This window comes from Saliphagus sp. GCM10025334, assembly GCF_042663485.1.
In the GTDB taxonomy this organism is placed as follows: domain Archaea; phylum Halobacteriota; class Halobacteria; order Halobacteriales; family Natrialbaceae; genus Natronosalvus.
In genome coordinates, this window is sequence record NZ_JBHTAF010000001.1 from 625,479 (window position 1) to 647,709 (window position 22,231).

Here is a 22,231-nt window from a genome sequence, read left to right on the forward strand (position 1 = left end):
GGTCCGGGCGGCGCCTGCCGGTCTTGGCGGACGGGCTCGGACGGGGCGGACTCGAAGCCTATCGCCTCAGCCCGACCAGACGAGCCCGTAGAGGAACACGAACATGAAGTAGATCAGAAATACCGAGACGGCCGCCTTCGCGTGGAAGGTGAACAGGTCGAACTCCTCGTCCTCGCGGGCCTCCTCGAACGTCTCGCGCTCAGCGTCGCTGCAAACGTCGTCGTGAGCCAGACCCACGTGATACGTGAGGAGCTCCTCGGTCTGGAGCGGGCGAGCGCAGTAGGGACAGGTCAGTGCCGGTCCCTCCTCGGGCACGTCGTACTCGGGTTCGGTGACGGGCTCCGCGTGCATCTACTCCTGCGTAGGGTGCGGTCGAAAAAGTGTCTGCCGGTTCCCCGGAGTACGGGGCCGCTCGAGTAACCGCACTGTACCTCGACGGTCGAGTGGGTATCGTGGAGCTCAGGCGGGAACAAACGGCGCGCTCATCGTCGGCAGCGAGACCAGATACAGACTGATCATCGTGAAGACGATCATGACGACGATGAACGGATACTGGCTCCGGATCGCCTGGAGTTTTCCGGGGAACAGTTCGATCGAGACGGCGTGGGCGATCCACACCGCGAGCACGTGCCCGATCAGGATGCCGGCGATCTCGACGTAACCGAACCAGGACGTGAGCGCCAGCTGGGTCGGATTCGCACCCGGATTCAGCGGCGCACTCAGTGCCTCGAGCAGGGCCGGCCACAGCGAGATGGAGAAGCCGATGTAGTGAGCAAAGTGGTAGCCGGCGGCGATCGCCAGCAACGGCGGCGCGTACCTGATCGCGAGGTACCGACGGGAGAGGTACGTCTCCGCTCTCGAGCGGGTCAGCCCGGCCGCGACCCAGTAGACCCACCAGCAGAGGGTGTAGCCCCCGACCAGCAACAGGAGGTAGACCAGTTGCGGTGGCAAGCCGATCCCGACCAGCGCTTCGATCGCCGCGACGCCCGGTGGCGTCACGATGAAGCCACTGAACGTGAGTTCCCAAACCAACACGAGCACGAACCCGACCACCGAGAGGTCCGTCACCACGTCGTCGTCGCTCAATCTAGCGCCCGGCCAGCGCAGCGAGAGGCCGTCGGCGGTTCGTTGGATCGGCGCGACCGACCCGTAGAGGCGAAACCAGACCGACAGCGGGTCGCCCCGCTCGAACCAGGTCGACGACCCGAACGCGACCGCGCCGGCCACCGTCAGCACCGAGTAAACGAGGATGATCGCCGTCAGGAGTCGCGGACTCGAGATGACGGGGGCAACGACCTCGAGCCAGACGAACACCAGGAGCGCGCCGACGGCCGGCCAGGAGCCGAGCGAGGACGGGTACGGGCGGTCGAGCGTCGGGAGGGCGCTCGCGATCCGTCGCCAGGGGTTGAGGGTGGGCCATGGATCGCCGACCGTGTAGGCGACCGTCGTCAGGATGGCGCGAACGACGACGAACGAGAGGAGCACCGTGGCGCTGGTCAGGCCGATTCCCTGCGGGCCGACGATCCCCACGACTACCATCCCGAGAAGGACTCCGACGCCGATCGTGCCGCCGATGATCGAGGCGGCGCGAGCGAGCGTCCGATTCGAGAGGCCCACGTACTGATCGTGGGCGTGTGCGAGGAACTCCCGATCGGTGACCAGCATCGTCAACAGCGCGGAGACGCCGACGACGCCCGCCCCAGTCGCGAGATAGAGCCACGTCGGCACGCTCACGTCGCCGCGGCTCTGGGTCAATCCAGAGGCAATGTTGCTCGCGGAGACGACGCCCGTTGCGACCGCGACGGCGAGCAGGGCCAGCCCCGCGACGATTCCCGTTCGGCGAGCGGCGACCGATCGCCCAGTCATTGGTCGACTCGAGGGCCCGGACGGGCATGATGGTGTCGTTGTCGAGTCGGGTCCGGGCACCGATAATCCGGATGCTCGTCGACGATGTCGCAGTCGCCGGCTCGAGTGGCCAGTGTCGACCATGCAGAGCGACCTTCGCCGGTCAGTTTCGACCGTGCACCACGGCCATTTCCGATCTGCACTACGGCCAGTTGAGCACGCGAAGCGCGACCGGTCCCAAGCGCGAACAGTCACCCGCGGAAGCCGCATGAGGAAGGTATAAGTGTGCGTCTCTCCGAAGTCTCACCAATGTCGAGTGTACGAACCTACACCCTCATCTACGTCCTGTTACTGTCGTTAGGGACGGCAAAGTTCGTGTTCTTCGAACTCCCCTTTACCTACGAGTTCGCCGTGGGGGCGACGCTCTTCCTCGCCGTCATTAAGTCCCTGCTCATCGCCGGCTGGTATCAGCATCTCGTAGACGAACCGCGCTCGATCACCTACGTGATGCTCAGCGCCGTCTTCATGGTCTTCCTGCTGGCGGTCGCCGCCGGCTTCTCGATTCAGTAGCGTTCGACGGCCGCGGCGGTTCGCCTCTCTCTGCATTCTCGTCTGCACGGTCGCTTTCTCTCACCCACCTCATCCCTCCCACTCTCGGTCTCCAGACGTCACTCCACTCGAGTCGACGACCGACGTGATCGTGTCTGTTTCTGTCACACCGGAGGCCGACATCACAGACACGTCACAGAGGTTCGATCGAACCCACAGCCCGACGGAGAGAGAAGCGTATCGGACGATTCTACAACCCATCGACACCCGTACGGTGACCGATCCAGCTACCGATTACCCTACTGACACTCGATAGCACTCGAGACGTGGAACGGCGGTTCAGTTCCACTCGAGGGGAGGAAGGGGGAGACGAGAACGAGTGACGTCCGACCGATGGAAGCATCCACACTCGCTCGAGCGGTCGATACGGCAAGTCGGGAGAACGGACGGATCGGACGTCAGGCCTACCCCATCAGAAGGAGGACGGCAACCGCAAGTAGCCCCAGGACGCCCAGGGTGAGCGCCGCGAAGGCGACGCCCATAGCCGTGTTTCCGAACCGGTCTCGAGCGGCGAAGTACGCACCGAAGAAGACGTAACCGATCAGGGCGGCGCCGCCGACGGCGAAGACGATCGGTTCCACGAGTGCCGAGTCGACGTACTCCCCTTCGCTGACGACCAGCACGGCACCGCCCAGGAGGGCGATGGCGGTGACGACGAAGCCGAGTGCCCAGACCGCGGGCGTCTTCGCGAGGGCGACGACGCGACTTTCCTCGGTAGCCGTTCGCGGCGACCACTCGGCGTACCCGCTGCGCGTTCCCGCGTGCCCGCTCGGCGTCGCCCGCTGACCCATTCGGGTGATGATCGCCGCCGCGCCGAGCACGATTAATCCCATCAGGAGTGTGCTTACCAGGTATATCTCTGACATCGAACCAGCTCTTAGCAGAGGCTTGTCCCTTCGCCCATATATATCCTGCAGTTGTGCCTCCGCCGATGCTCGCTCGAGGGTCGAAAAAGCCCGTCGGGCGCCGCGGCCCTGATAGATGCGTCGCTCGAGAACGATGAGAACGGCAGGAAAAGTGAAAGGCGCGGCTACTCGCCGCCGAACATCTGGCGCATCATCGGATGCATCTCCATCAACTGCTCCTCGGCGATCTCCTCGTACAGTTTGTACGTGATCGAGACCGCGAGCAGCAGGCCGGTTCCGGAGACAGCACCGATGGTACCGAGCATGTTCGCCCAGACGGCGAGCAACCCGACGAGCGCGCCGCCGATGACGGTCACCTGCGGAATGTAGCGCTCCATGACCTTCTCGACGACACCCGCGTTCTGGCGGAACCCGGGGATCTGCATCCCGGAGTTCTGGATCTGTCGAGCCGTCGCTTTCGGCCCCATATCCGTCGTTTCGACCCAGAAGATGGCGAAGATGGCACCGCCAACGACCATGAACGTCAGGTCGATACCGATCCGCACCATGATCTGCCAGGGGTCGATCCCCGCGGGAGTCTGTCCCGTCCACCACATCCAGTCGTTCGGGGAATAGATCGGCGCGAAGTAGTAGAAGAACCCGCCGACCGGCTGTCCGTTGGAGTAGACGCCGAGCCACCCGGGCATCGACCACTGACTATGGAGGATCTGTCCCAGGAACTGAATGTTCGCCTGAACGGCGCGAACGAGGATCATCGGCAGGACGCTCGCGTAGATGAGCTTCACGGGGAAGCGTCCGCGAGCTCCCTTCACGCGGGCGTGGCTCAGCGGAATCTCGACGCGGACCGACTCCGCGTAGACGACGATGCCGAAGATCAACAGCGTCGTCGCGAGCGCCAGCAGCTGACCACCGTTGTCGGCGATGAACAGCGTGTTGAACCCCTCGCTACTGAGCCAGGAGTTGACCGTGATCTCGTCAGTGAACAGAATCTGGTACCAGCTGTAGAAGAATCCCTCGTCGGAAAGCGAGAGGAATCCCGAGACGAGTCGCTGGCTGACCCCGGCAATGATGAACAGGCCGACACCGCTGCCGACGCCCCACTTGCTGACGACCTCGTCCATGTAGAGGATGAGGATTCCGCCGATGAAGATCTGTACGAACATCAGCGTCTGCACCTCGGCCCCCGTGAGGGTGAGGCCGCCGAGCTGGAGGACGTTCACTGACGGAAGGAAGCTGCCGGCGAACACCATCGGCAGGGCCGTCAGCGCCGTCATCACGACGACGAGCAGCTTCTGCAGGCCCTGGTAGAGGACCTGATCGCGCGGGTCGTCGGTGTCGAGCCCGAGCAGATTCGCCCCACCGAGCAACTGCAACACGATGCTGGCGGTGACGATCGGGCCAATACCGACCTGCAGGAGCGAGCCGTGCTCACCGGCTAAGATCGCGCGGAATTGGCCGAACAGGTCCTCACCACCCTGAGCGACGCCCAGGACCGTGATGTTCGTCAGGAAGAAGTACAGCACGAGGATCCCCGCCGTCCACCCCAGCTTTCGCTTGAAGGGGACGTGCCCCTCCGGACGGCGAACGGTGGGCATCCGCGTCAAGACCGGTTCGGCGGCTTCCTTCCATCCCATGGTTAGTCCTCAGTCGCCTCGTCGGCTTCTGCTTCCGCCTCGGCTTCGTCGCTTTCCTCTGCCGCCTGTGCGCGCTCGGAGACGACCGCATTGCCACCGGCGTTCTCGAGTTTCTCGCGGGCCGTCTCGGTGAAGGCGTCCGCGGTGATCTCGAGCGTGTTCCGGACCTGGCCGCTGCCGAGGACCTTGACGACGTCGGCCTCGTGGCCGTCCTCGACGACGTCGCGAGCGTCGATGGCGTAGCCGTCGCCGGTCTCTTCGGCGTCGCCGTCGGCGACGTAGAGGATCGCGTCCTCGTCGAGTTTCTGGACGTCGATCTCGGCGACGGTGGGCTGGGCGCCCTGTGGTCGCTTGAAGCCGTGTTTCTCTCTCGATTCGTAGTTGTGGAACTCGTGTTTGTCACGCCCGGCTTTGCCGCGGCCACCTCGGTGGCCGGCCCCGCGGCGGTTCTTGTGCGTGCCGCCGCCGTGGGTTCGCGAGCCGCGCTGACGTCGTTTCTTGCTCGTCATGGTTATCGCATCGCCGTTAGCAGGGCGTTAATCTCCTCGGTTGTATGCTTTCCGAGTTGCCCGCCGTTTCCGGTCGGATGTTTGACGCCCTCGTGGCCACCGCGCGGCGGGTGCAGTCGTAGCGTCGGCGACAGCCCCTGCTCGCGAAGCGTCGTCTCCTCTGCCAGGAGCGCCTCGGCGAGGGCGGCGAAGTCGTCGTACTCGGTATGCTCGGCGATCCAGTCTGCGTCGACGTCGGACTGGCGGCCCTCGAGCGGTTCCGCTCGCTTCGCGAGCACCGTCTCGAGCACCTCGACGTCGGGTTCACCGTAGGCCACGAAATCGTGGACCTTGGTAATCATCCCGCGGTAGGTGTCCGTGTCGGGGACGATGGTGAGGTGGTTGACCTTGTGCAGGTTCAGCATCGACAGCGTGTCGTCGACGGCCTGCTGGCGGTTGACCTCGCCGCGAATCTGGACGATAGCTTTCGCCGTCATCGTTCGGCCACCTCACGGGGGACGCGCGACTGCGAGGCGTTCTCGAGTGCGTTGTAGGTCGCTTTCGCCAGGTTCACCGTCGTTCGGGTGTTACCGTGGCTCTTCGTCCAGGCGTTCTCGATGCCGGCGAGCTCGAGCACCGCGCGCACGGTGTCGCTCGCGGCCAGGCCCAGCCCCTCGGGGGCCGGGATGAGTTCGACCTCGACGGAGCCGGCCTTGCCGGTCGTCCGACGGGTCAGCGAGTGGGGCCGATCCGAGCGGTCCTCCCACGACCCGGAGCCGCGGGGCACCTGGATGAGGTTCAGCTTCGCGATACCGATCGCCTTCTGGATGGCGGCGCCGACCTGGTCCTCGCGACCCTCGGCGTAGCCGACGAAGCCGTCGCGGTTGCCGACGGCGACGACACACCGGAACTTCACCCGGCGGCCGGAGTCGGTCATCCGCTGGACCATATTGATGTCCAGCACCTCGTCGTCCAGTCCGGGGAGGAGCTGGTCGACGAGTTCGGGCTCTTTGAGGGGAAGTCCGGAGTTGAGGGCATCCTCCATCGTGTCGATTTCGCCCTCTTGAACGAGCTTCCCGAGTCGGGTTACGGGCTGCCACCCGTCGTCGTAGTCGTTTGCGCTCATTCTAAGATCGCCTCTCGTACGTCGTCGAAGTGTTCGGGAAGGTCGGTCGCGTCGAAGTCGCCGCTGTAAAGCGGCTCCTCGAGCTGTTCGGCGTACTCGGCGATGTGCTCGCCGCGAGTACGCGACCAGTCGGCGAGGACGCTGTCGTTGTGGGGAATTTCGAGCCCCGCGTCGATCGCACCCTCCTGGATCGCGAACACTTTGTTTCCGGGCGTCGCCTTGTTGAGGCCGATATCGAGGACGGCCTCGTCGACGCCGGCGTCTACCGCTCGCTTCCCGGCCAGCAGGCCGGTCAGGTACGCAGCCGAGAGGTTACTCGTCGGTGCGTCCCAGCCGTACTCCTCGAGGTCGCTCGAGTGAGCACTGGCGAGCGTGTCGTCACCGTCAGGGCCGGGGGTGATCAGCTGCGCCGTGGCGTGCTTGTTGCTCACGCGAGCAACGAGGCGGGGTTTCCCCGATTTCAGCAGGCGCAACCTCTGGTGGTAGTCCGTCCGGACCTCACGGCGACGCCGCATCGGTACCTTGTATCGTGGTCCTGTCGCCATTATTGGTCACCGTATTCGTTGTCGATGTAGTTCAACAGGTACCGGACGCTGCGGAACTCCCCGCCGGCTGCCTTGCGGTAGAGCTGGCGGTATTGCGTAGGCGTAATCTCGCCCTGGTCGCGGAGTTCGCGGAGCTTCCGGCGCTGTGCGCGAATCTTGTTCGTCCACTCCTCTTTCTGGTTCTGGCGGGCGCCCTTCTTGCCGCGGCGCTTGCCAGGCCCCTTCTTGTGGCCGTAGGAGCGCTTCTCGTTGCGTTTGCGGGCGCGACCGCGAGAGTTCCCACGGGCGTCTTTCGCCCGGATCGTTCCGTCGTCGATCAGTTCGCGGATCTCCTCGCGCGTGATCGCCGACGCGATGTCGCCCTGAGCCTCGGGGTCGAACCAGACGCGGTTCTGCCCGACGTCGAGGACGTCCGCTGCGAGTCGCTTCTGTGAACTCAGGTCAGTCATTCGTCCACCTCGACTTCGACGTAGGTCGGGTTCAGAACGCGGATTTCCGCGTCCTCGGCCTGCTCCTCGATTCGCTCGCGCTTGCGAGCGCCGACGGAGCTGGCGATACGAACGGCCTGGGTGTCGCCGTCGACACCCTCGAGGTCGTCCGTGTTCTCGACGTAGACTTCCTCGAAGCCACTCGGGTGTTTGCCGCGAATAGCCTCAGGCGTGCGATAGCCGGCCTGGACCTTCGGGCCCTTGCCTTTGATACCACGACGCTGCTTGGAGAGGCCACCACGGGGGCGCCGCCAGGATTCCGGCGTGCGCTTTTTCTTGTGGTAGTCCTGTCGCTTGAACTGCGGCTTGCCTTCGGCGTGGCGCCGTCCGAGCAAGCGCGCTTCCTCGTCGTCGAGGTCGGGCGTCTTCTCGGTCAGCCCGCGGGGTTGCAGTTCGGTTTCGACGTCTTCGGTCTCTTCTTCTTCCTCGGCGGCCTCGTCTTCGATCTCGGCCTCCGTTTCCTCGGAGACCTCGAGGTCGCCGACGTCGGCTTTGATACGCGCAGCGAGCGCGTTACCGATGCCCTCGGCCTCGGCCAGTTCGTCCTGGTCGGCTTCCTTGACGTCCTCGATGGACTCGAACCCGGCCTCGCGGAGTGCGTCGGCCTTGCTCTCACCGACGCCGCTGATGTCTTCGAGTTCCTGTGGTTGGTCGTCGTCAGCCATCTATCAGGCACCTCCTTTCTGTGGCTTCTGGGTGATGTAGACCCCGTCCTGGAAGACGCGGGTGTCCTTGCCTTTCACCTTGGTCAGCTGTTCGATGTCGGCGGCGGTCTGGCCGACGTGCTCCTTGTTCGGGCCGGAGAGCGTCAGCGCTTCGCCGTCGACGTTCACCTCGGTGTCGCCGTGGATGGTCGTTCGTCGCGGTGCTTTCTCGCCGAGGAAGTTCTCGATGACGACCTCGTCGCCTTCGACGCGGACCTGCATCGGGAAGTGAGAGTAGAAGACTTCCATCTCGTACTCCCATCCCTCGGTCACACCGTGGAAGGCGTTTCGGACGTGGCTCTCGAAAGTGCCGACGGTCGCGTTCGTTTTCGCGTTCTCCGTCTCGCTCTCGATGACCACGCGGTCGTCGTCGACGTCGACGGTGACGTCGGGGTACCAGAGGCGGCGGGTAACGCTGCCTTCCGGGCCCTCGATCGTCACGTCGAGGTGATCGACCTCGGCGGTTACGTCGTCTGGGATGTCCAGTTCGGTTCGCATTGTTAGTAGACGTATGCGATCACCTGGCCACCGATGCCCTGCTCTCGAGCCTCGTAGTGGCTCATGATTCCTTCACTCGTCGTCACGACGAGCGCGCCGAAGTCTCGAGCCGGGAGGAATCGCTTCTCCCACTTCTCGAATTCGTCGGCCTTGACGGAATATCGGGGCTTGACGGGGCCGCACTTGTTGATCGCTCCTTTCAGTTCGACCTCGAACGTCCCGGCTTTGCCGTCGTCGACGAACTCGAAGCCGTCGATGTACCCGCGGTCGTAGAAGACCTCGAGGACGCTGCCGATGACGTTGGAGGCGGGTTCTACCTCGTGGCTCAGGTGTCCGACGCTCTCGGCATTGTCGATGCCCGACAGCGCGTTACTGAGTGGATCGTTCCCGGTCATTTGTACTTCTTGAATCCCATGTCGCGGGCGATCTCGCGGAAACACTGCCGGCACAGGTTGATGTCGTACTTGCCGACCAGCCCCTGCTTGCGACCACAGCGCTGGCAGGCCGCTTCCTGCCCCGTGCGCTTGGCGGCGTGCTCGCCCGTCTGTTCGTTCTCAGTTTCGCTCTCACTCATCGTCTGGCACCTCCACGTCCACGTCGTAACTCGACTCGAGGTACGCGATGGCGTCCTCGGGTGTCAGCCGGTGTCGCGACGGGATCGCCTGGGTCGCTTTGGCTCGCTTCGTGACGCGATAGCCCGGTCGGACCAGATTGACCGTCACGTCCAGGCCGTAGATCCCGACGTTCGGGTCGTACTCCTGGCTCGGGAACTCGGTGTGCTCGGCGACGCCGAAGCTGAAGTTCCCGGTCTGGTCGAACTGCGACGCCGAGAGGTCCGCGAGCGGCAGCGCCGTCTCGAGGAAGTCCTCGGCGTCGTCACCGCGGAGGGTGACCTTCGTGCCGATCGGGTCGCCCTGGCGGATGCCGAACTCGGGTTCGGTCGCCTTCGCCTGCGTGCGGACGCTCTGTTGGCTGGTGATCTCCTCGATGATGTCCTCGGCGCGTCCGAGGTCGCGGCCGCCGCGGCCGACGCCCATGTGGACGACGACTTTCTCGACGCGGGGTTCGCGCATCTCGTGGAAGTCGGCCTCGCCGGCTTCACTTTCGCTCATTCGTCGTCACCTCCGGTCGCCGTCTCCGACGAGTCGTCGTCGCCGACGAAGTTCTCGTCGATGACGAACACGTACTCCTCGACGGTCTCGAACTCGCCGTCGTCGGTTTCGACCGTGACGATGTTCGAGCCGCTGCCGAGGGTCACGTCGATGTCGACGAGTTCGCCGATCTTCCCGCCGTGGTTGCCGCTGACGGCGGTGACCAGCGCACCCTCTTCGTAGGGGAAGTGAGCGACGACCGACTTGTCCTCGTTGTCGACGACGACCGAGTCGTTCGTGCTGTACTCCTCGTCGACGACGACGTTCGTGCCGTCGTGGAGTGAGAGCTGCGTCTCGCCGCCTTTGACCTGCTGTTTGCCGACGACCTTACCGAGACGGCTGTCTGCGGCATCGGCGTCGATTTCGGTCAGCGAGAGGCGGCCGCCCTCGTCGGGGAAGACGCGGTAGTACTCCTCGCGTCCGGGGAAGCCGACGATGTCGAACATCCCGATGGGACGCTTCTCGTCGTTGATCGGCTCGCCGTTGACCAGGATTGCGTCCTGGGAGAGGGCGTAGCGGGCTTCCTTCTTCGAGTCGACGTAGCCGAGGACGTCCCGAAGGACGATGACCAGCGGGACGCCGGCTTCGCCGTGGGGGCCGGCGCGCGCTTTGACGGTAAAGACGTCGGTCTTGCGCTCGACCGGCCACGATTTCGGTACCGAGAGTCGTTTCTGATGGTTGCTCATTCGCTATCACCTTCCAGGCGCGCCTCGCGACGCTCGTCCGAGAGGTCGAGCTCCACGATCCGGACGTTCGACGCGTCGAGCGGTCGGGCGACTTCCTCGCCGTCTGCCGTCTCGACTGTTACGTCCTCGACGTGGATCACGGCCTCGTCGAGGTCGACGCGCAGGACCTCGCCTTCGTCGCCGGCGAAGTCACCGCGCATGACCTCGACGCGGTCGCCCGCGTTGACGCGGGTGCGACGCACGTCGTACTCCTCGCGGAGGTCCGCCGAGAGCGTGGCGTGAACCTGCTTGTGCTTCTGGTGAAGCGGCGCCTGCTCAGTCTGGGTTCGTTGTTTGCGTGGTTGTTTACTCATAGTCTATCCTATACGATCATCGTCGCCGTGCTGGCGATTGCGCCGAAGCGCTCCGCGACCTCGCGGGCGATGGGCCCTTTGATCTCGGTGCCTCGCGGCTCCTCGTTCTCGTCGACGATGACGGCGGCGTTGTCCTCGAACTTCAGGCGCGTCCCGTCCGGCCGGCGGATCGACTTCCGCTGGCGAACGACGACGGCCTCGAGGACCTGCCGTCGCATCTCGGGCGTCCCCTTCGTCACGGAGACCGTGACTTTGTCACCGAGGCCCGCCTTCGGCTGGCGGTTCTTGGTGCCGTGGTAGCCCGCGACGCTGATGATTTTCAACTCGCGCGCGCCGGAGTTGTCGGCGCAGGTCACGAGCGAGCCCTTCTTCAGGCCCTGCGTGACGTCGGCTTTCATCGCCTCCATCACTGATCACCCTCGGTCGCTTCGTCCTCGTCGCCGGAACCGCCGGCTAAGTCTTCGGCCGACAGCTGAGGGTCGTGTTCCTCCTCCAGCGTCAACTCGGCGACGTCGACGGCGGTCGCTTCCTGGGTTACTTCGACGACCACGTGCGATTTCGTCTTCGACAGTGGTCGGGTCTCTGCGATCTTGACCGTATCGCCGACCGAGAGCGACTCGAGCACGCCCGGCACGTGTGCCGGAATGCGCGAGCGACGTTTCATTTGACGGTCGTACTTCGGAACCGTCACGTCGTACTCTCGCTCGACGACTACAGTCTTGTCCATGTCCGTGGAGACGACGGTGCCGACGAGGATCTGACCTCGGACCGGCAGGTCGCCGTAGAACGGACACGTCTCGTAGTCGTACTCCTCCGGGTTTTCGGGTTCCGGAGGCGTTTCAACATCTAGTCCTATTGCCATGGTGAGTCACCTTTCGTTTCGGTGCGTCGGGCGGGTCGTGAGAGCAGTCGCGATCCATCGACCGTAACGTAGGCTACGTCCTCGCCAGCAGCGTGCCCGCTGGCACGGTCGCCGACGCTGTCACCGTCGGCGCAGTCTGTCGATTCGTCATCGACAGGTTGTGTGTCGGCCAGTTTGGACGTAGTCCCCGGAGACTTCTCGTCTCCGGCGGCTTCATCTGTGATCGTGAATTCGAATACCGAGCCCGATTTCGGCACGGTGAGCACCCGGGACGTCCCCTCGTCTCGAACTTCTATGGAAAGGGTCTTGGTCGTCTCGAGGACGACTCGTCCCTCGATACCCACGCGGCCAGCGTCGTCGCTATCGACGACCCGGACCGGCAGGCCGTTGAGTTCGTGTCGTGGGAGCGTTTCGGGTGTCAGTGCCATCGTGTATCGATTATTCCTCGTCGGCGCCGTCGAGGTCGCCCTCTTCACGCTGGATCGTCTTGACCCGCGCGATGGTCCGCTTGAGCTCGCCGATTTCGCCCGGGTTTTCCGGGGCGCCACCGGCGGCGAGGACAGCGTTGGCGTTCAGCAGTTCCGTCTCGAGGTCCTCGAGTTCGGACTGCCGTTCGGCGGGCGTCATGTCGCGGATTTCCTCGTTGTGGAGGATTGCCATCAGGCGTCACCTCCCTCGTCTGTTTCATCTTCGGCTTCGGCTTCGTCGCCCTCGTCCTCGGCTTCCATCTCCGCGACGAGGTCCTCGGCTTCCGCCTCGATCTCCTCGTCGAGCTCGTCGAGTTCCTCCTCGACGTCCTCGGCGTCTTCGGAACCGACCGCTGCCTCGGATTCGCCAGCGTCGGTCTCTTCCTCGTCGGCGACTTCTTCCTCGAGAACCTCCTCGACGACTTCTTCGTCGATCTCGGCCTCGTCGGCGGGTGCCGGTTCGCCACCTTCGGCTTCCGTTTCGCCTTCGTCAGTCTCGGCCTCGGCCTCTTCCGGTTCACCCTCGAGCAACTCCTCGACGCCCTCGGCCTCGTTGGCCTCGACGGCATCGGGGACGACTTCCGCTGGATCGAGGTCGTCGTGGATGCGGAAGTCGTCGGGAAGCTCGGCTCCCGGCGGGATGATCTTGACCGTCACGCCGATCGTGCCGAGCTTCATGACCGCGACGCCCTGGCCGGTGTCGACGATCTCCTCGGCGGGTTCGCCGTTGTGCTTGATGTAGCCACGGTTGAACTTCTCGACGCGCGAGCGCGCACCCGTGACCTTTCCGGCGAGGACGATCTCGGCCCCCAGGGCGCCAGCGTCCATGATCCGGTCGATCGTCGTGTGACCGGCCTTCCGGAAGTACCAGCCACGCTCGAGGGCGTTGGCCAGTCGGTCCGCGACGATCCGCGCGTTGAGGTCGGGTTCGTCGACCTCCTGGACGTCGATCTGGGGGTCCTCGAGGTTGAACTTCTCCTCGAGGGCCGACGTGACCTTCCGGATGTTCTCGCCGCCTTTGCCGATGACCATCCCCGGCTTCTCGGCCTTGAGGACGATCTGTGTGCCCATCGGCGTCTTGGCGACGTCCATGCCACCGTAGCCCGCGCGGCCGAGTTCCTCTTCGAAGAACTCGTCGATCTGGGACCGCTGCAGGCCGTTCTCGATGAATTCGTGTTCGTCTGCCATTAGTCGTCACCTTCTGCGTCCGTGTCCGCGACGACGATTTCGACGTCGACCTGCGGGGTGTTCCAGGCGGAGGCCCGGCCCATCGCACGCGGCTTGCGCCCGACGGACTCGCCGACCTTGTGGGCGGCGCAGTGGGCGATCTCCATCGACCCACCGTCGAAGCCCTGGTGGTCGGCGTTGGCCGCCACGTTCTCGAGCAGTTCGAGGAACGCCTTGCTGGCCTTCTCGGGGTAGCGACCGGCGTCCCAGCCGTCGATGTCCGAGCGGTGGCCGACGCCGGAGTTGTGCGACCGGAACGGAACCGAGCGCTCGCCCTCGACGACCGCCTCGAGGTATTCGACGGCGTTGTCGACCGTTCGACCCTTGATCTCGCGGGCGATCTCCTTGCTGTGCTTGTGGCTCATGTGACGCTCCCGGAGCATCGCTTTCGCGGTGGTGTCCGGGTCGGCGTCGACTGAGTAGTTGATTCCCATGCGATGATCACTTCAGTGGGACGAACTTCGACGATCGGGTCGCGCCGATACCGGCCTGTCCGTGCGTGACGGACGATCGGGTGAGCTGGAACTCACCGAGGTAGTGGCCGATCATCTCGGGCTCGATCCGAACGCGCTCGAAGCTCTGTCCGGTGTAGACGGCGAACGTCAGCCCGACAAACTCCGGCAGCACCGGCATGTTGCGCAGGTGCGTCCGGATCGGCGAGTTGGCCGTCTCCTGTTCGTCTTTCTCGCGGGCCTTCTCGAGCAGCTTCTCCTGCTCGACCGAGAGCCCGCGCACGATACTCCGTCGCTGGCGTGCCGGAAGCACGTCAGCGACCTCCTCGAGCTCCATCTCCTGGAGCTCCTCGAGCGTGTGACCGCGGTAGGTGAACTCCTCACCCTCGCGGCCGGTACGGTATTCCGAACTCATTTGTTTCCACCTCGACCGGTTCGCCGGGAGGCGATGTCACCGACTTTCCGTCCCGGCGGTGCGTTCTTCGAGACGGATTTGGGGCGACCGGGGTGCTGACGACCGCCGCCACCGAAGGGGTGGTCGACGGCGTTCATGGCGACCCCGCGGACGCGCGGCCACTTGATCCCGCGGGCGCGCATCTTGTGGTACTTCTTTCCTGCCTTGACGAACGGCTTCTCCGTGCGGCCGCCACCGGCGACGACGCCGATGGTGGCGCGACACTGTGGATCGAGCCGCTTGACTTCGCCACTTGGCAGCTGAACGACCGCAGCCTTGCGGTCGTGGGTGATGAGGTCCGCGTTGACGCCGGAGGCGCGGGCGAACTTGCCGCCGTCGCCCGGCTTGGCCTCGACGTTACAGACCGGGACCCCCTCGGGAATCTCCGCGAGTGGGAGCGTGTTCCCGGGCTTGATCTCGGCGCTGACGCCGACCTGGATCTCCTCGCCGACGGCGACGCCCTCGGGAACGAGGATCAGGCGCTGTTCGCCGTCGTCGAACTCGACGGCCGCGATCGGTGCCGAGCGGGCCGGGTCGTGCTCGATGCTGACGATCTCGCCCGAGACCACGTCGGTGTCCTCGAGCTTCTTGTGCTCGAGATTCGCCTTGTATCGGTGCGACGGTGCGCGGAACGTCGGCGATCCGCGTCCTCGCCGCTGACCGAAGATTCGTCGTCCCATGTTCAGAACACCCCGATTCGTGAGGCGACTTCCTGGGCGTCGTCGTCCTCGCCCAGCGTCACCGTTGCCTTCTTCGTGCCGTCCATGGTGATCTGTGTGTTCACGTTCGCGACCTCGACGTCGAAGCGCTCCTCGATGGCGTCCCGGATCTCGGGTTTCGAGGCGTCGACGTGCACGAGGAACTGGAGCTTGTTCTCGAAGTCCATGTCGTTCATGGCCTTCTCGGTGACGAGCGGGTACTCGATGATCGAACTCATCGGTCAGCCACCTCCTCGAGGGCGCTCTCGGTCCAGACGGTCAGCCGACCGGCCTGGGTGCCCGGTGCGAGGTCCTCGGCGTTGACCTCGGCAGCGGTCGCCACGTCGGCACCCGCGAGATTGCGGGCGGCGCGCGATGGACCGGTGTCGCTCGAGGTCACGAAGAGGATAGACTTGGGCTCTTTGTGCTTGCGACCGCGGAGTTTGCCCTGCCCCGAGCGGACGCTGCGTCCGTCGTCGGCGCGCTGGATGTCCGCGTCGACCCCGGCGGCCTCGAGGAAGGAGACGACCTCCTTCGTCTTCACGAGGTCCTCGAAGTCGTCGCTGACGACCAGCGGCAGGTTGGCGTCGTCGTCGAAGGCGTGTCCGCGTTCGGCGACGAGCTCGGCGTCGGCCGTCGCGGCGATAGCGCTTCGGGTCGCGAGCTTGCGTTCTTTCTTGTTGATCGATTCGCCCTGGTCCTTCTCGGCTTTCGGCGGGTGGGCCTTTCGTCCCTTGACGGCCTGCGGGACGCGGCGAGCGCGTCCGTTCTGCCGGGGTACGTGGGCCATCCCGCGACCGCTACCGAACGATTCGGCGGGCGTTCGCATCCCGGCGAACTCGTCGGCGCCGTAGGCCTGTTTTCGGTTTGCCTGTGCGACGCGGACCGCGCGGGCGATCAGGTCCGGGCGGTACTCCGTCTCGAAGACCGCCGGGAGCTCGACCTCCCCCGCGTCTGCGCCGTCCAGGTCTCGTACTGTTGCGTTCATGTGTTGCTAGTTCACCCCTGGTTGGATGCGGTGGAGACGTAGCGCACCTCGGGATCGAGACGCGGCTGGTCTCCGGGTCGGATCGCCGGGCGGAAGCGCACGAGGCGCTTGTTCGGCCCGGGGAGCGAGCCCTTGATCAACGCGTGCGGGCCGTCGACCTCGCCGTAGTTGACGAAGCCGCCGTCGACCGTCGCGTCGTCGCCGTCGCCGATGTCGACGAGGCGCTTGTTGAGCTCGGTCCGCTGGTGGTACCCGGTCTGGCCCTGCTGGGGAACCGTCGAGCGGACCCTGGAAGGGTTCCAGGGACCGAGGTTCCCGATGCGGCGGCGCCATCCCTGCCGGGCGTGCTTGCCCTTGCGCTTCTGGACGCCCCATCGCTTGACGGGACCCTGGGTACCTTTCCCTTTGGTGACGCCGCTGGCGTCGACGTACTCGCCGGCGCGGAACACGTCGTTCATGACGTGCTCGCCGCCGTCGGCGATCGTCTCGAGCGCGAAGTCGACGCGCTCCTCGACGGAGCCGCCGCCGACGCGCGTCTCCATGACGTCGGGTTTCTTCTTGGGAACCGAGGGGATCGAACCGGGGACGGTGTGGGTGATGACGCGAACGTCGTCGACCCGACCGGCCTCGAGTTCCTCGCGGAACTCGTCTTCGGCGGCCTCGGCGTCGTACTCGTCGCCGGGGACGTCGAGGACGCGCTCGAGTTCGTCGACGAACTCGGTGGTCCAGACCTCGGTAATCGGTTGCTGTCCATACGGTGTGTTCTCGTACGCACGCAGGGCGACGGCGCGCATCGGCGGCGTCTCCACGATGGTCACGGGAACGGTCTGTTCCATTCCCTCGGTCGGCGAGTTAGCGGTGTCGTCGACCATAACCACGTGGGTCATGCCGGCCTTGTAGCCCGCGAAGCCCTGGAGCGTTGGCTGTCCGTCGTCGTCCGGCCACGAGGAAAAGCGTGGGACCTCGCTGGTCGCCCGCTTTCGTGGGCCGAACCCGAGTGAGCCTTTGCGTGGTGCGTTTGGTTGTGGCATTCTATCACGCTCTCAGTGAGAGGGGGGCGAGGGTGGCGAACAGAGCCTCCTCCGTTCGCACGACCGCGCTCCCCTGGTTCGGAACCGTATTGAGCCAGAGGTCGAACCCCGTTTCCGTTTCCGTGCGCAGATCGCTGGGTTCGACGTTTGCGTCGTCCTCGGTATCGCCGTAGGCGGCCTCGATGGTCCCCTGGTCGATACCGAGGATGTCCGGCAACCCTCTCTCGGGTGCGCCGAAGGCGACGGTCATCCCGTCCCGTTCGACGCGTCCGGCCAGCGTCTCGAGGCGTCCCACGGTGAGCGGTTCACCGTATCGGGAGGCCGCGATGCGAACGCCGGCGTCCTCACGGCCGAGTGCTGCCGGGAGGTCCGTCCGCTCGACGGCGAATCCTGGTGGGGATTCGTCGACGAGTTTCGCCCGGACCGGTCGTCGCGAAGAGATCCTGACGGTCACGCGCTCTCCCTCGTCGACCTCCATTCCGGGAGGGGTGTTGAGGGAGATCGGGTGTTGCAGTCCGCAATTGACCCGGACGCGCCCTTCAGGTCCGACCTCGGTCACGATTCCTTGTCTTGTCGACCCCGAACCGTTCGATTCGGAGCCGGTCTGTGACGGGGCACGGAGCGGCGGTAAGACGCCCACGGCCTCCAGTTCATCCCGCTTGCCCCAGGCCTCCTTTCGGAGGTACGGGGGCGTCGCGGCGTACCGCAAGACGGTTTCGACGAACCCGCCGCCAAATCGCCCGTCGTCGCCCCCTGAATCGGGGTAGACGATCAGGCGATCGGCCCGGAAGATGGTCGCCGCACGGGCGACGTATCCGAGTTTGCGAGTGGCCTCGCGTTTGTCCTCGGCTTCCCGGCTGAGTGACGACGGCACGAGCACGCTGACGGTCATACCGCGACTTCGGCGCCTCGTCACTAGACTGTAGCGATGTGTTACGGACAGTGTCTTAAAAGGGTAGCGGATTCGATTCCCGGCTGTGAGGGGTTCGCAGGGCCAAATTCGTGACACTCGGGCACACAAAATGGCCCCGAGAATGCGGCAATCGCTACCGGGTTCGGCGCGCTTAGCGAGAGGGAAAGGTCGGTCCTTATCCGTGAAACGGTTGGATTCATTTCATTATATCCTCCATTAAGAAGGCACCCGGCACCAGACGGTGGCCCAATGCAACCGTCATCTCGACGCAAGCTGTTGGCTGCACTGGGCGCAGGCTCGGCATCGCTCGCTGGCTGTCTGGACATGATTCCCGGCAGCGATCCAAGGGACGGAAACGGAAACGGAAACGGAAACGGAACGTCGGGCAACGGCAACGGAAACGGCGACAGCGATCGAACCGGGAACGGCGAGGACGACGGTGGTAACATCGCGTGGCCCGCGATCGACGCCGGCGAAGCCATCGACACCTTCGAGAACCTCGAGCACTGGCGGACGACGGAGGGAACGATCGAAGCCGCACCCGACGAAGCCAGAACCGGATCGCAGGCGGCGGTCCTCGAGAGCGACTCGGATCAGGTCATCGCCACGACGGCCTTCCCTGATCGGCTCGACCTCGGCGGCTACGACGTCTCGCTGGCGGTCAAGGTGGAGTCGGCCAATCGGGTCGCCCTCGAAGTCGAAACCAGCGGCAGCCGTGGAAACCGACTGAAGAGCATCCGTGTGGTCCCTGGCGGGTACGAAGGCTGGCTCCGCATCGACTTCGGATACGGCCAGAAGTACGGCGAACCCGACCTTCCGAACGTCAGCCGGCTAAACATCATCGGGTACGGCCCCGAGGACGGACCCACGCGACTCGTGGTCGACGACCTCCGGAAGACGCAGGGCGTCGACAACGGCAAGGCAATCCTGGCGTTCTACGGCGGCCACCGTACCCAGTACGAGCGCGCCGCCCCGATGCTCGAGGAGCGCGGCTGGTCTGCAGCGGTCGCCGTCGATCCCGAACAGATCGGCGGACGCAGCCAGATGTCGCTCGAGCAACTCGAGGAACTGCAGGATCAGGGCTGGGACGTCTGTGCCTATCCTGTGAGTCAGGGTGCGCTACCGGAGATGCCCATCGAGCGCCAGGAGCGCGTCCTCAAAGCCACCCGAACCGCGCTCGAAGAGCGGGGCTTCGAAAAGGGGGCTCGGCACTTCGTCGTCCCGGACGATCGGATGACCCAGGAGACCCACGAGGCACTCCGCGAGCACTACGAGTCGGGGCTGCTGTTCGGTGGCGGACCGACCAGCGGCAATCCGACCTCCATTCACACCCTCCCTCAGATCTGGGGGCCGGCCCTTCACGAGGGCGTCCGCCGTCACATCAACAACGTCGACCAGTGGAACCAGCTCTCCATCCTTCGCATTCCGCGGATCGTCGAGGGCGAGTCGACGTCGAACAGCATGTCCATCGACGACCTCGAGCACCTGCTCAACCACATCGAACAGCGCGGTCTCGACGTCGTGACGCTGTCGGACGTGGTCGACGGTAACCTCGGTGGCGGTGGCGACGGCGACGATGGCGAAGAGGACGAACCCGCCGAACGACCGGAGGGAACGATCTTCGAGAGCGGCCGTTCGCTCTCGTTCGACGGCGACGGCTCGACGACGTCGGACTCGTTCGACCTCTCCGAGGGAATCCTCGTTGGAGAGGTCTCGGCCGACGGCGACCTCGTCGCCAGGCTCCAGTCGAACGACGGTGAACTGGCCGACGACCTGCTGGTACAGACCGCCGGCGGTGCGGACGGCGAGTCGATGATGATCGTCGGCGAGGGCTCTTACGAACTCGACATCGAGGCCGACGGCGAGTGGGAGATCGGTCTCGACCAGCCCGAAGTTCACGCCGATGACCTGACGGACGTCCCAACCTCGGCGTCCGGGTCGGGGCCGTCGTTCGTTGGCCCGCTGTGGGCCGAAGACGACCTCAGCCTCGAGGTCACTCACAGCGGGGATGGGACGTTCATCGTGGACGGCTGGGGAGCCGACGGTAGCTGGGAACAGCTGGTCAACCAGAGCGGGGAGTTCCAGGGTTCCCGGTCGTACGCCGCCGCCAACGTCTGCTGGATCGACGTCGAGGCCGACGGCGACTGGTCGCTCGAGATTGAGTGAGCCGACGCCGTGGCCACCGGCCTCGAGGCATTTATCGAGTCGATAAACCGCCGGCCGGGCTCGAGGCATGAGGCGTGCAGTCGTAGCCCACACCCCTCCCGATTCGCAACCCTTATACACCCTTGCCGGTGTAGGTGAGGGTGCAACAGGGCGCTGGTAGTGTAGTGGTATCACGTGACCTTGCCATGGTCACAACCTGGGTTCAAATCCCAGCCAGCGCATACACAGCCCTTCTCCCGCAGGTTTTCCGGGTTTCCCCGTGAAACCTAACCATGTCGTTCAAAGCTCACACCGTGGGTACTCGAACAGTAGTGCTCCGCTGTCTAGCGATTATAAAAGCTGTCAGGCTTACTAGAAGCACAGAGACCGATTCCCACCCCGTTTGCGGAGATCGGAGGCGACCCCTGTCATGAATCACACCAACCCGAATACTGGCGAGTTAGACGGAGTACCCCTGGTTCCGAAGCCCACAGCGGAATACGTGAACCCACGCCAGTTTGAAGACTACAAAGCGTTCCGGAAAAACCTGATACAGTGGATGAACCATCTTGGGAAAGATCCGGACCGGGCTGAAGGCTACGCGTACGCGACCGTCCGCCAACGCGCGTACAAACTGGATAGGTTCTATCGCTGGGTCTGGGAACAGGAAGACGGGTACACGCTCAGCATGACTCCGGATCATGCCGACCAGTACATCAAGCACTTGATCTACGAGGAGACCTCGCAGACGCTTAAGGCCGGATTCCAGAAAGCGTTGAAAACATTGTTCAAATACTACCGGTACGAGAAAGGAAAAGACGTGGAGTGGGAGCCTGAGATCAGTTTCACCGCCTCCTCAAGTACTCACCAGATCAAGGATTTTCTTAGTGGTGAGGAACGCCGGAAGCTCAAACAAGCCGTTCTCGAACACGGATCTATCCCGCACTACAATTCGTTGACGCCTGAAGAACGAGATAAATGGAAAGCGCATTTAGCTCAACGGTTCGAGAAACCGAAGTCCGAGGTTTCGAAGAAGGACTGGGACCGTGCGAACGGCTGGAAATACCCGTCAATCCTTTACACCACGATGGACGCTGGCTTCCGGCCTATCGAAGTGGGCCGTGCGAAAACCAGTTGGCTGGACCTCGAGAACCGGTTGCTCCGGATTCCAAAGGAAGAGTCCACGAAAAACACGGAGAACTGGCACGTCGCGTTAAGCGACCAAAGTTGTAACATGCTTCAGCACTGGCTGGCTGAAAGAGAAAACTACGACAAATACCAGGACACGGATGCACTTTGGCTGACCAGATACGGCAACCCCTACAGTAGTTCCTCGCTCAACCGGTTTCTGAAAAAGCTGTGTGAAACCGCTGAAATACCTGTCGAGAACCGAAGCCTCACCTGGTACAGTATTAGACACAGTGTAGGGACACAGATGAGCCGAGACCAAGGACCGGCCGCGGTCCAACAACAGCTCCGACAGAAGTCGTATGAGATGGCGATCCGGTACGATCAAGCACCCGTAGACGATAGACAGGAAACCGTCAACCAGTGGGACTAAAAATCGGGTTCCTCAACGTTTACTGCGGCTTTGATATCGGTTTCGCGTTCATCGATCCGTTGGATAATCCGGTCGTAGACAAACGATAGATCGAGATCGTCCGGGTCAACATCATCCCAGTCATCGGCAGCTAACAAGATGAGGGTGCGGATTGTGCCCTTCGCATTTCCCATGACGTACATCCGTAACCCGAGCACGTACTCATCCTCCATGTAAGCTGGGACCGTGAGATCCCAGTCCTTTAACCCGTCAACTTGGCTGTCTACCAATCCATCGACAGCGTTCCAGAACTTGTCTAACCCTTCTTCAGAGTCAAGTTTGTCATTGAGGCTGGTACCGCAGTGTGGACAGTAGTTTGCAGCGTCAGTTATCTCTTCATCGCAGGTCCGACAGTATTCCATGTGGTGTATCCACACTACCCATGACAGTATGATAGTGCT

The 22,231-nt window shown here is 64.0% G+C and carries 32 protein-coding genes and 1 tRNA gene; 4 read left to right on the forward strand and 29 right to left on the reverse strand.

Annotated elements, in window-relative coordinates; translation table 11 throughout:
- Positions 1-66 precede the first annotated feature (66 nt).
- Both ACFQO4_RS02810 and ACFQO4_RS02815 read right to left on the reverse strand, forming a co-directional pair.
- Entirely contained in the window at positions 67-351 is a 285-nt protein-coding gene (locus ACFQO4_RS02810; RefSeq protein ID WP_500259480.1) for a DUF7410 domain-containing protein, read from the reverse strand.
- Between the two features lie 108 nt (positions 352-459).
- On the reverse strand, positions 460-1,866 hold the full coding sequence (locus ACFQO4_RS02815; protein ID WP_500259481.1) for a hypothetical protein: 1,407 nt from the start codon (positions 1,864-1,866) through the stop codon (positions 460-462).
- 288 nt (positions 1,867-2,154) lie between these two features.
- Here ACFQO4_RS02815 and ACFQO4_RS02820 point away from each other — a divergent pair, with 288 nt between their 5' ends.
- On the forward strand, positions 2,155-2,415 hold the full coding sequence (locus ACFQO4_RS02820; RefSeq protein ID WP_500259482.1) for a cytochrome C oxidase subunit IV family protein: 261 nt from the start codon (positions 2,155-2,157) through the stop codon (positions 2,413-2,415).
- A gap of 443 nt (positions 2,416-2,858) precedes the next feature.
- Here the strand turns inward: ACFQO4_RS02820 and ACFQO4_RS02825 are convergent, their stop codons facing one another.
- From ACFQO4_RS02825 to ACFQO4_RS02950, 26 genes are all read right to left on the reverse strand, one after another.
- Positions 2,859-3,320 carry a hypothetical protein gene (locus ACFQO4_RS02825; protein WP_500259483.1) on the reverse strand — a complete coding sequence of 154 codons (462 nt, stop codon included), beginning with the start codon at positions 3,318-3,320 and terminating at the stop codon, positions 2,859-2,861.
- Between the two features lie 164 nt (positions 3,321-3,484).
- A complete protein-coding gene (gene secY / locus ACFQO4_RS02830) occupies positions 3,485-4,954 on the reverse strand; it encodes a preprotein translocase subunit SecY (RefSeq protein ID WP_500259484.1) in 1,470 nt (489 codons plus the stop codon).
- A 2-nt stretch (positions 4,955-4,956) separates the two neighbouring features.
- Complete coding sequence (locus tag ACFQO4_RS02835) at positions 4,957-5,463, reverse strand: uL15m family ribosomal protein (protein ID WP_500259485.1); 507 nt, start codon at positions 5,461-5,463, stop codon at positions 4,957-4,959.
- Between the two features lie 2 nt (positions 5,464-5,465).
- Positions 5,466-5,939: a 50S ribosomal protein L30 gene (locus ACFQO4_RS02840; protein ID WP_500259486.1), complete on the reverse strand. Its 474-nt coding sequence runs from the start codon at positions 5,937-5,939 to the stop codon at positions 5,466-5,468.
- Complete coding sequence (locus tag ACFQO4_RS02845) at positions 5,936-6,568, reverse strand: 30S ribosomal protein S5 (protein WP_312912444.1); 633 nt, start codon at positions 6,566-6,568, stop codon at positions 5,936-5,938. The genes ACFQO4_RS02840 and ACFQO4_RS02845 overlap by 4 nt, the downstream gene beginning before the upstream one ends.
- A complete protein-coding gene (locus ACFQO4_RS02850) occupies positions 6,565-7,113 on the reverse strand; it encodes a 50S ribosomal protein L18 (protein WP_500259487.1) in 549 nt (182 codons plus the stop codon). The genes ACFQO4_RS02845 and ACFQO4_RS02850 overlap by 4 nt, the downstream gene beginning before the upstream one ends.
- Positions 7,113-7,562, reverse strand: coding sequence for a 50S ribosomal protein L19e (locus ACFQO4_RS02855; protein WP_253434020.1), 450 nt, complete (start codon positions 7,560-7,562; stop codon positions 7,113-7,115). The genes ACFQO4_RS02850 and ACFQO4_RS02855 overlap by 1 nt, the downstream gene beginning before the upstream one ends.
- On the reverse strand, positions 7,559-8,266 hold the full coding sequence (locus ACFQO4_RS02860) for a 50S ribosomal protein L32e (RefSeq protein ID WP_500259488.1): 708 nt from the start codon (positions 8,264-8,266) through the stop codon (positions 7,559-7,561). Before ACFQO4_RS02860 ends, ACFQO4_RS02855 begins: the two co-directional genes overlap by 4 nt.
- A gap of 3 nt (positions 8,267-8,269) precedes the next feature.
- The gene (locus tag ACFQO4_RS02865; protein ID WP_500259489.1) at positions 8,270-8,803 is read right to left on the reverse strand and encodes a 50S ribosomal protein L6; all 534 of its coding nucleotides are present in this window, start codon (positions 8,801-8,803) and stop codon (positions 8,270-8,272) included.
- 2 nt (positions 8,804-8,805) lie between these two features.
- Positions 8,806-9,198 carry a 30S ribosomal protein S8 gene (locus ACFQO4_RS02870; RefSeq protein WP_254160199.1) on the reverse strand — a complete coding sequence of 131 codons (393 nt, stop codon included), beginning with the start codon at positions 9,196-9,198 and terminating at the stop codon, positions 8,806-8,808.
- A complete protein-coding gene (locus ACFQO4_RS02875) occupies positions 9,195-9,377 on the reverse strand; it encodes a 30S ribosomal protein S14 (RefSeq protein ID WP_254160197.1) in 183 nt (60 codons plus the stop codon). The genes ACFQO4_RS02870 and ACFQO4_RS02875 overlap by 4 nt, the downstream gene beginning before the upstream one ends.
- Positions 9,370-9,915, reverse strand: a complete 546-nt coding sequence (locus ACFQO4_RS02880) for a 50S ribosomal protein L5 (protein ID WP_500259490.1) — start codon at positions 9,913-9,915, stop codon at positions 9,370-9,372. The genes ACFQO4_RS02875 and ACFQO4_RS02880 overlap by 8 nt, the downstream gene beginning before the upstream one ends.
- A complete protein-coding gene (locus tag ACFQO4_RS02885) occupies positions 9,912-10,640 on the reverse strand; it encodes a 30S ribosomal protein S4e (RefSeq protein ID WP_500259491.1) in 729 nt (242 codons plus the stop codon). Before ACFQO4_RS02885 ends, ACFQO4_RS02880 begins: the two co-directional genes overlap by 4 nt.
- A complete protein-coding gene (gene rplX, locus ACFQO4_RS02890; protein ID WP_500259492.1) occupies positions 10,637-10,993 on the reverse strand; it encodes a 50S ribosomal protein L24 in 357 nt (118 codons plus the stop codon). Before rplX ends, ACFQO4_RS02885 begins: the two co-directional genes overlap by 4 nt.
- Before the next feature lie 8 nt (positions 10,994-11,001).
- A complete protein-coding gene (locus tag ACFQO4_RS02895; protein ID WP_253433997.1) occupies positions 11,002-11,400 on the reverse strand; it encodes a 50S ribosomal protein L14 in 399 nt (132 codons plus the stop codon).
- Entirely contained in the window at positions 11,400-11,855 is a 456-nt protein-coding gene (locus ACFQO4_RS02900; protein ID WP_500259493.1) for a 30S ribosomal protein S17, read from the reverse strand. The genes ACFQO4_RS02895 and ACFQO4_RS02900 overlap by 1 nt, the downstream gene beginning before the upstream one ends.
- A complete protein-coding gene (locus tag ACFQO4_RS02905) occupies positions 11,846-12,283 on the reverse strand; it encodes a ribonuclease P protein component 1 (protein WP_500259494.1) in 438 nt (145 codons plus the stop codon). The genes ACFQO4_RS02900 and ACFQO4_RS02905 overlap by 10 nt, the downstream gene beginning before the upstream one ends.
- A gap of 10 nt (positions 12,284-12,293) precedes the next feature.
- Positions 12,294-12,515, reverse strand: a complete 222-nt coding sequence (gene rpmC, locus ACFQO4_RS02910; protein ID WP_500259495.1) for a 50S ribosomal protein L29 — start codon at positions 12,513-12,515, stop codon at positions 12,294-12,296.
- A complete protein-coding gene (locus tag ACFQO4_RS02915) occupies positions 12,515-13,510 on the reverse strand; it encodes a 30S ribosomal protein S3 (RefSeq protein WP_500259496.1) in 996 nt (331 codons plus the stop codon). The genes rpmC and ACFQO4_RS02915 overlap by 1 nt, the downstream gene beginning before the upstream one ends.
- Complete coding sequence (locus tag ACFQO4_RS02920) at positions 13,510-13,983, reverse strand: 50S ribosomal protein L22 (RefSeq protein WP_500259497.1); 474 nt, start codon at positions 13,981-13,983, stop codon at positions 13,510-13,512. The genes ACFQO4_RS02915 and ACFQO4_RS02920 overlap by 1 nt, the downstream gene beginning before the upstream one ends.
- A 7-nt stretch (positions 13,984-13,990) precedes the next feature.
- Positions 13,991-14,416, reverse strand: a complete 426-nt coding sequence (locus tag ACFQO4_RS02925; protein WP_253433984.1) for a 30S ribosomal protein S19 — start codon at positions 14,414-14,416, stop codon at positions 13,991-13,993.
- Positions 14,413-15,135, reverse strand: a complete 723-nt coding sequence (locus tag ACFQO4_RS02930) for a 50S ribosomal protein L2 (protein ID WP_500259498.1) — start codon at positions 15,133-15,135, stop codon at positions 14,413-14,415. The genes ACFQO4_RS02925 and ACFQO4_RS02930 overlap by 4 nt, the downstream gene beginning before the upstream one ends.
- Before the next feature lie 2 nt (positions 15,136-15,137).
- Positions 15,138-15,392: a 50S ribosomal protein L23 gene (locus ACFQO4_RS02935; RefSeq protein WP_312912430.1), complete on the reverse strand. Its 255-nt coding sequence runs from the start codon at positions 15,390-15,392 to the stop codon at positions 15,138-15,140.
- Positions 15,389-16,141 carry a 50S ribosomal protein L4 gene (rpl4p, locus tag ACFQO4_RS02940; protein ID WP_500259499.1) on the reverse strand — a complete coding sequence of 251 codons (753 nt, stop codon included), beginning with the start codon at positions 16,139-16,141 and terminating at the stop codon, positions 15,389-15,391. The genes ACFQO4_RS02935 and rpl4p overlap by 4 nt, the downstream gene beginning before the upstream one ends.
- An 11-nt stretch (positions 16,142-16,152) precedes the next feature.
- Entirely contained in the window at positions 16,153-17,172 is a 1,020-nt protein-coding gene (locus ACFQO4_RS02945; protein WP_253433975.1) for a 50S ribosomal protein L3, read from the reverse strand.
- 4 nt (positions 17,173-17,176) lie between these two features.
- Positions 17,177-18,064, reverse strand: a complete 888-nt coding sequence (locus ACFQO4_RS02950) for a putative RNA uridine N3 methyltransferase (RefSeq protein ID WP_500259500.1) — start codon at positions 18,062-18,064, stop codon at positions 17,177-17,179.
- Positions 18,065-18,334: 270 nt separating this feature from the next.
- On the opposite strand from ACFQO4_RS02950, the gene ACFQO4_RS02955 reads away from it, so the two are divergent.
- The 3 genes from ACFQO4_RS02955 to ACFQO4_RS02965 all read left to right on the forward strand — a co-directional run bounded on the left by ACFQO4_RS02955 (position 18,335) and on the right by ACFQO4_RS02965 (position 21,791).
- A complete protein-coding gene (locus ACFQO4_RS02955; RefSeq protein WP_500259501.1) occupies positions 18,335-20,251 on the forward strand; it encodes a polysaccharide deacetylase family protein in 1,917 nt (638 codons plus the stop codon).
- A gap of 150 nt (positions 20,252-20,401) precedes the next feature.
- Positions 20,402-20,472 (forward strand) — tRNA-Gly (locus ACFQO4_RS02960).
- Between the two features lie 188 nt (positions 20,473-20,660).
- The gene (locus ACFQO4_RS02965; RefSeq protein ID WP_500259502.1) at positions 20,661-21,791 is read left to right on the forward strand and encodes a tyrosine-type recombinase/integrase; all 1,131 of its coding nucleotides are present in this window, start codon (positions 20,661-20,663) and stop codon (positions 21,789-21,791) included.
- Here ACFQO4_RS02965 and ACFQO4_RS02970 read toward each other — a convergent pair.
- Positions 21,788-22,192, reverse strand: coding sequence for a zinc-ribbon domain-containing protein (locus tag ACFQO4_RS02970; protein WP_500259503.1), 405 nt, complete (start codon positions 22,190-22,192; stop codon positions 21,788-21,790). The two genes, ACFQO4_RS02965 and ACFQO4_RS02970, sit on opposite strands and share 4 nt — an antisense overlap.
- Between the last annotated feature and the right edge of the window lie 39 nt (positions 22,193-22,231).

Excerpts from the sequence above, each read along its gene's own strand:
- ACFQO4_RS02810 (WP_500259480.1), bottom strand. The coding sequence starts at position 351 with ATGCACGCGGAGCCCGTCACCGAACCCGAGTACGACGTGCCCGAGGAG.
- ACFQO4_RS02815 (WP_500259481.1), bottom strand. The coding sequence starts at position 1,866 with ATGACTGGGCGATCGGTCGCCGCTCGCCGAACGGGAATCGTCGCGGGG.
- ACFQO4_RS02820 (WP_500259482.1), top strand. The coding sequence starts at position 2,155 with ATGTCGAGTGTACGAACCTACACCCTCATCTACGTCCTGTTACTGTCG.
- ACFQO4_RS02825 (WP_500259483.1), bottom strand. The coding sequence starts at position 3,320 with ATGTCAGAGATATACCTGGTAAGCACACTCCTGATGGGATTAATCGTG.
- secY (WP_500259484.1), bottom strand. The coding sequence starts at position 4,954 with ATGGGATGGAAGGAAGCCGCCGAACCGGTCTTGACGCGGATGCCCACC.
- ACFQO4_RS02835 (WP_500259485.1), bottom strand. The coding sequence starts at position 5,463 with ATGACGAGCAAGAAACGACGTCAGCGCGGCTCGCGAACCCACGGCGGC.
- ACFQO4_RS02840 (WP_500259486.1), bottom strand. The coding sequence starts at position 5,939 with ATGACGGCGAAAGCTATCGTCCAGATTCGCGGCGAGGTCAACCGCCAG.
- ACFQO4_RS02845 (WP_312912444.1), bottom strand. The coding sequence starts at position 6,568 with ATGAGCGCAAACGACTACGACGACGGGTGGCAGCCCGTAACCCGACTC.
- ACFQO4_RS02850 (WP_500259487.1), bottom strand. The coding sequence starts at position 7,113 with ATGGCGACAGGACCACGATACAAGGTACCGATGCGGCGTCGCCGTGAG.
- ACFQO4_RS02855 (WP_253434020.1), bottom strand. The coding sequence starts at position 7,562 with ATGACTGACCTGAGTTCACAGAAGCGACTCGCAGCGGACGTCCTCGAC.
- ACFQO4_RS02860 (WP_500259488.1), bottom strand. The coding sequence starts at position 8,266 with ATGGCTGACGACGACCAACCACAGGAACTCGAAGACATCAGCGGCGTC.
- ACFQO4_RS02865 (WP_500259489.1), bottom strand. The coding sequence starts at position 8,803 with ATGCGAACCGAACTGGACATCCCAGACGACGTAACCGCCGAGGTCGAT.
- ACFQO4_RS02870 (WP_254160199.1), bottom strand. The coding sequence starts at position 9,198 with ATGACCGGGAACGATCCACTCAGTAACGCGCTGTCGGGCATCGACAAT.
- ACFQO4_RS02875 (WP_254160197.1), bottom strand. The coding sequence starts at position 9,377 with ATGAGTGAGAGCGAAACTGAGAACGAACAGACGGGCGAGCACGCCGCC.
- ACFQO4_RS02880 (WP_500259490.1), bottom strand. The coding sequence starts at position 9,915 with ATGAGCGAAAGTGAAGCCGGCGAGGCCGACTTCCACGAGATGCGCGAA.
- ACFQO4_RS02885 (WP_500259491.1), bottom strand. The coding sequence starts at position 10,640 with ATGAGCAACCATCAGAAACGACTCTCGGTACCGAAATCGTGGCCGGTC.
- rplX (WP_500259492.1), bottom strand. The coding sequence starts at position 10,993 with ATGAGTAAACAACCACGCAAACAACGAACCCAGACTGAGCAGGCGCCG.
- ACFQO4_RS02895 (WP_253433997.1), bottom strand. The coding sequence starts at position 11,400 with ATGGAGGCGATGAAAGCCGACGTCACGCAGGGCCTGAAGAAGGGCTCG.
- ACFQO4_RS02900 (WP_500259493.1), bottom strand. The coding sequence starts at position 11,855 with ATGGCAATAGGACTAGATGTTGAAACGCCTCCGGAACCCGAAAACCCG.
- ACFQO4_RS02905 (WP_500259494.1), bottom strand. The coding sequence starts at position 12,283 with ATGGCACTGACACCCGAAACGCTCCCACGACACGAACTCAACGGCCTG.
- rpmC (WP_500259495.1), bottom strand. The coding sequence starts at position 12,515 with ATGGCAATCCTCCACAACGAGGAAATCCGCGACATGACGCCCGCCGAA.
- ACFQO4_RS02915 (WP_500259496.1), bottom strand. The coding sequence starts at position 13,510 with ATGGCAGACGAACACGAATTCATCGAGAACGGCCTGCAGCGGTCCCAG.
- ACFQO4_RS02920 (WP_500259497.1), bottom strand. The coding sequence starts at position 13,983 with ATGGGAATCAACTACTCAGTCGACGCCGACCCGGACACCACCGCGAAA.
- ACFQO4_RS02925 (WP_253433984.1), bottom strand. The coding sequence starts at position 14,416 with ATGAGTTCGGAATACCGTACCGGCCGCGAGGGTGAGGAGTTCACCTAC.
- ACFQO4_RS02930 (WP_500259498.1), bottom strand. The coding sequence starts at position 15,135 with ATGGGACGACGAATCTTCGGTCAGCGGCGAGGACGCGGATCGCCGACG.
- ACFQO4_RS02935 (WP_312912430.1), bottom strand. The coding sequence starts at position 15,392 with ATGAGTTCGATCATCGAGTACCCGCTCGTCACCGAGAAGGCCATGAAC.
- rpl4p (WP_500259499.1), bottom strand. The coding sequence starts at position 16,141 with ATGAACGCAACAGTACGAGACCTGGACGGCGCAGACGCGGGGGAGGTC.
- ACFQO4_RS02945 (WP_253433975.1), bottom strand. The coding sequence starts at position 17,172 with ATGCCACAACCAAACGCACCACGCAAAGGCTCACTCGGGTTCGGCCCA.
- ACFQO4_RS02950 (WP_500259500.1), bottom strand. The coding sequence starts at position 18,064 with ATGACCGTCAGCGTGCTCGTGCCGTCGTCACTCAGCCGGGAAGCCGAG.
- ACFQO4_RS02955 (WP_500259501.1), top strand. The coding sequence starts at position 18,335 with ATGCAACCGTCATCTCGACGCAAGCTGTTGGCTGCACTGGGCGCAGGC.
- ACFQO4_RS02965 (WP_500259502.1), top strand. The coding sequence starts at position 20,661 with ATGAATCACACCAACCCGAATACTGGCGAGTTAGACGGAGTACCCCTG.
- ACFQO4_RS02970 (WP_500259503.1), bottom strand. The coding sequence starts at position 22,192 with ATGGAATACTGTCGGACCTGCGATGAAGAGATAACTGACGCTGCAAAC.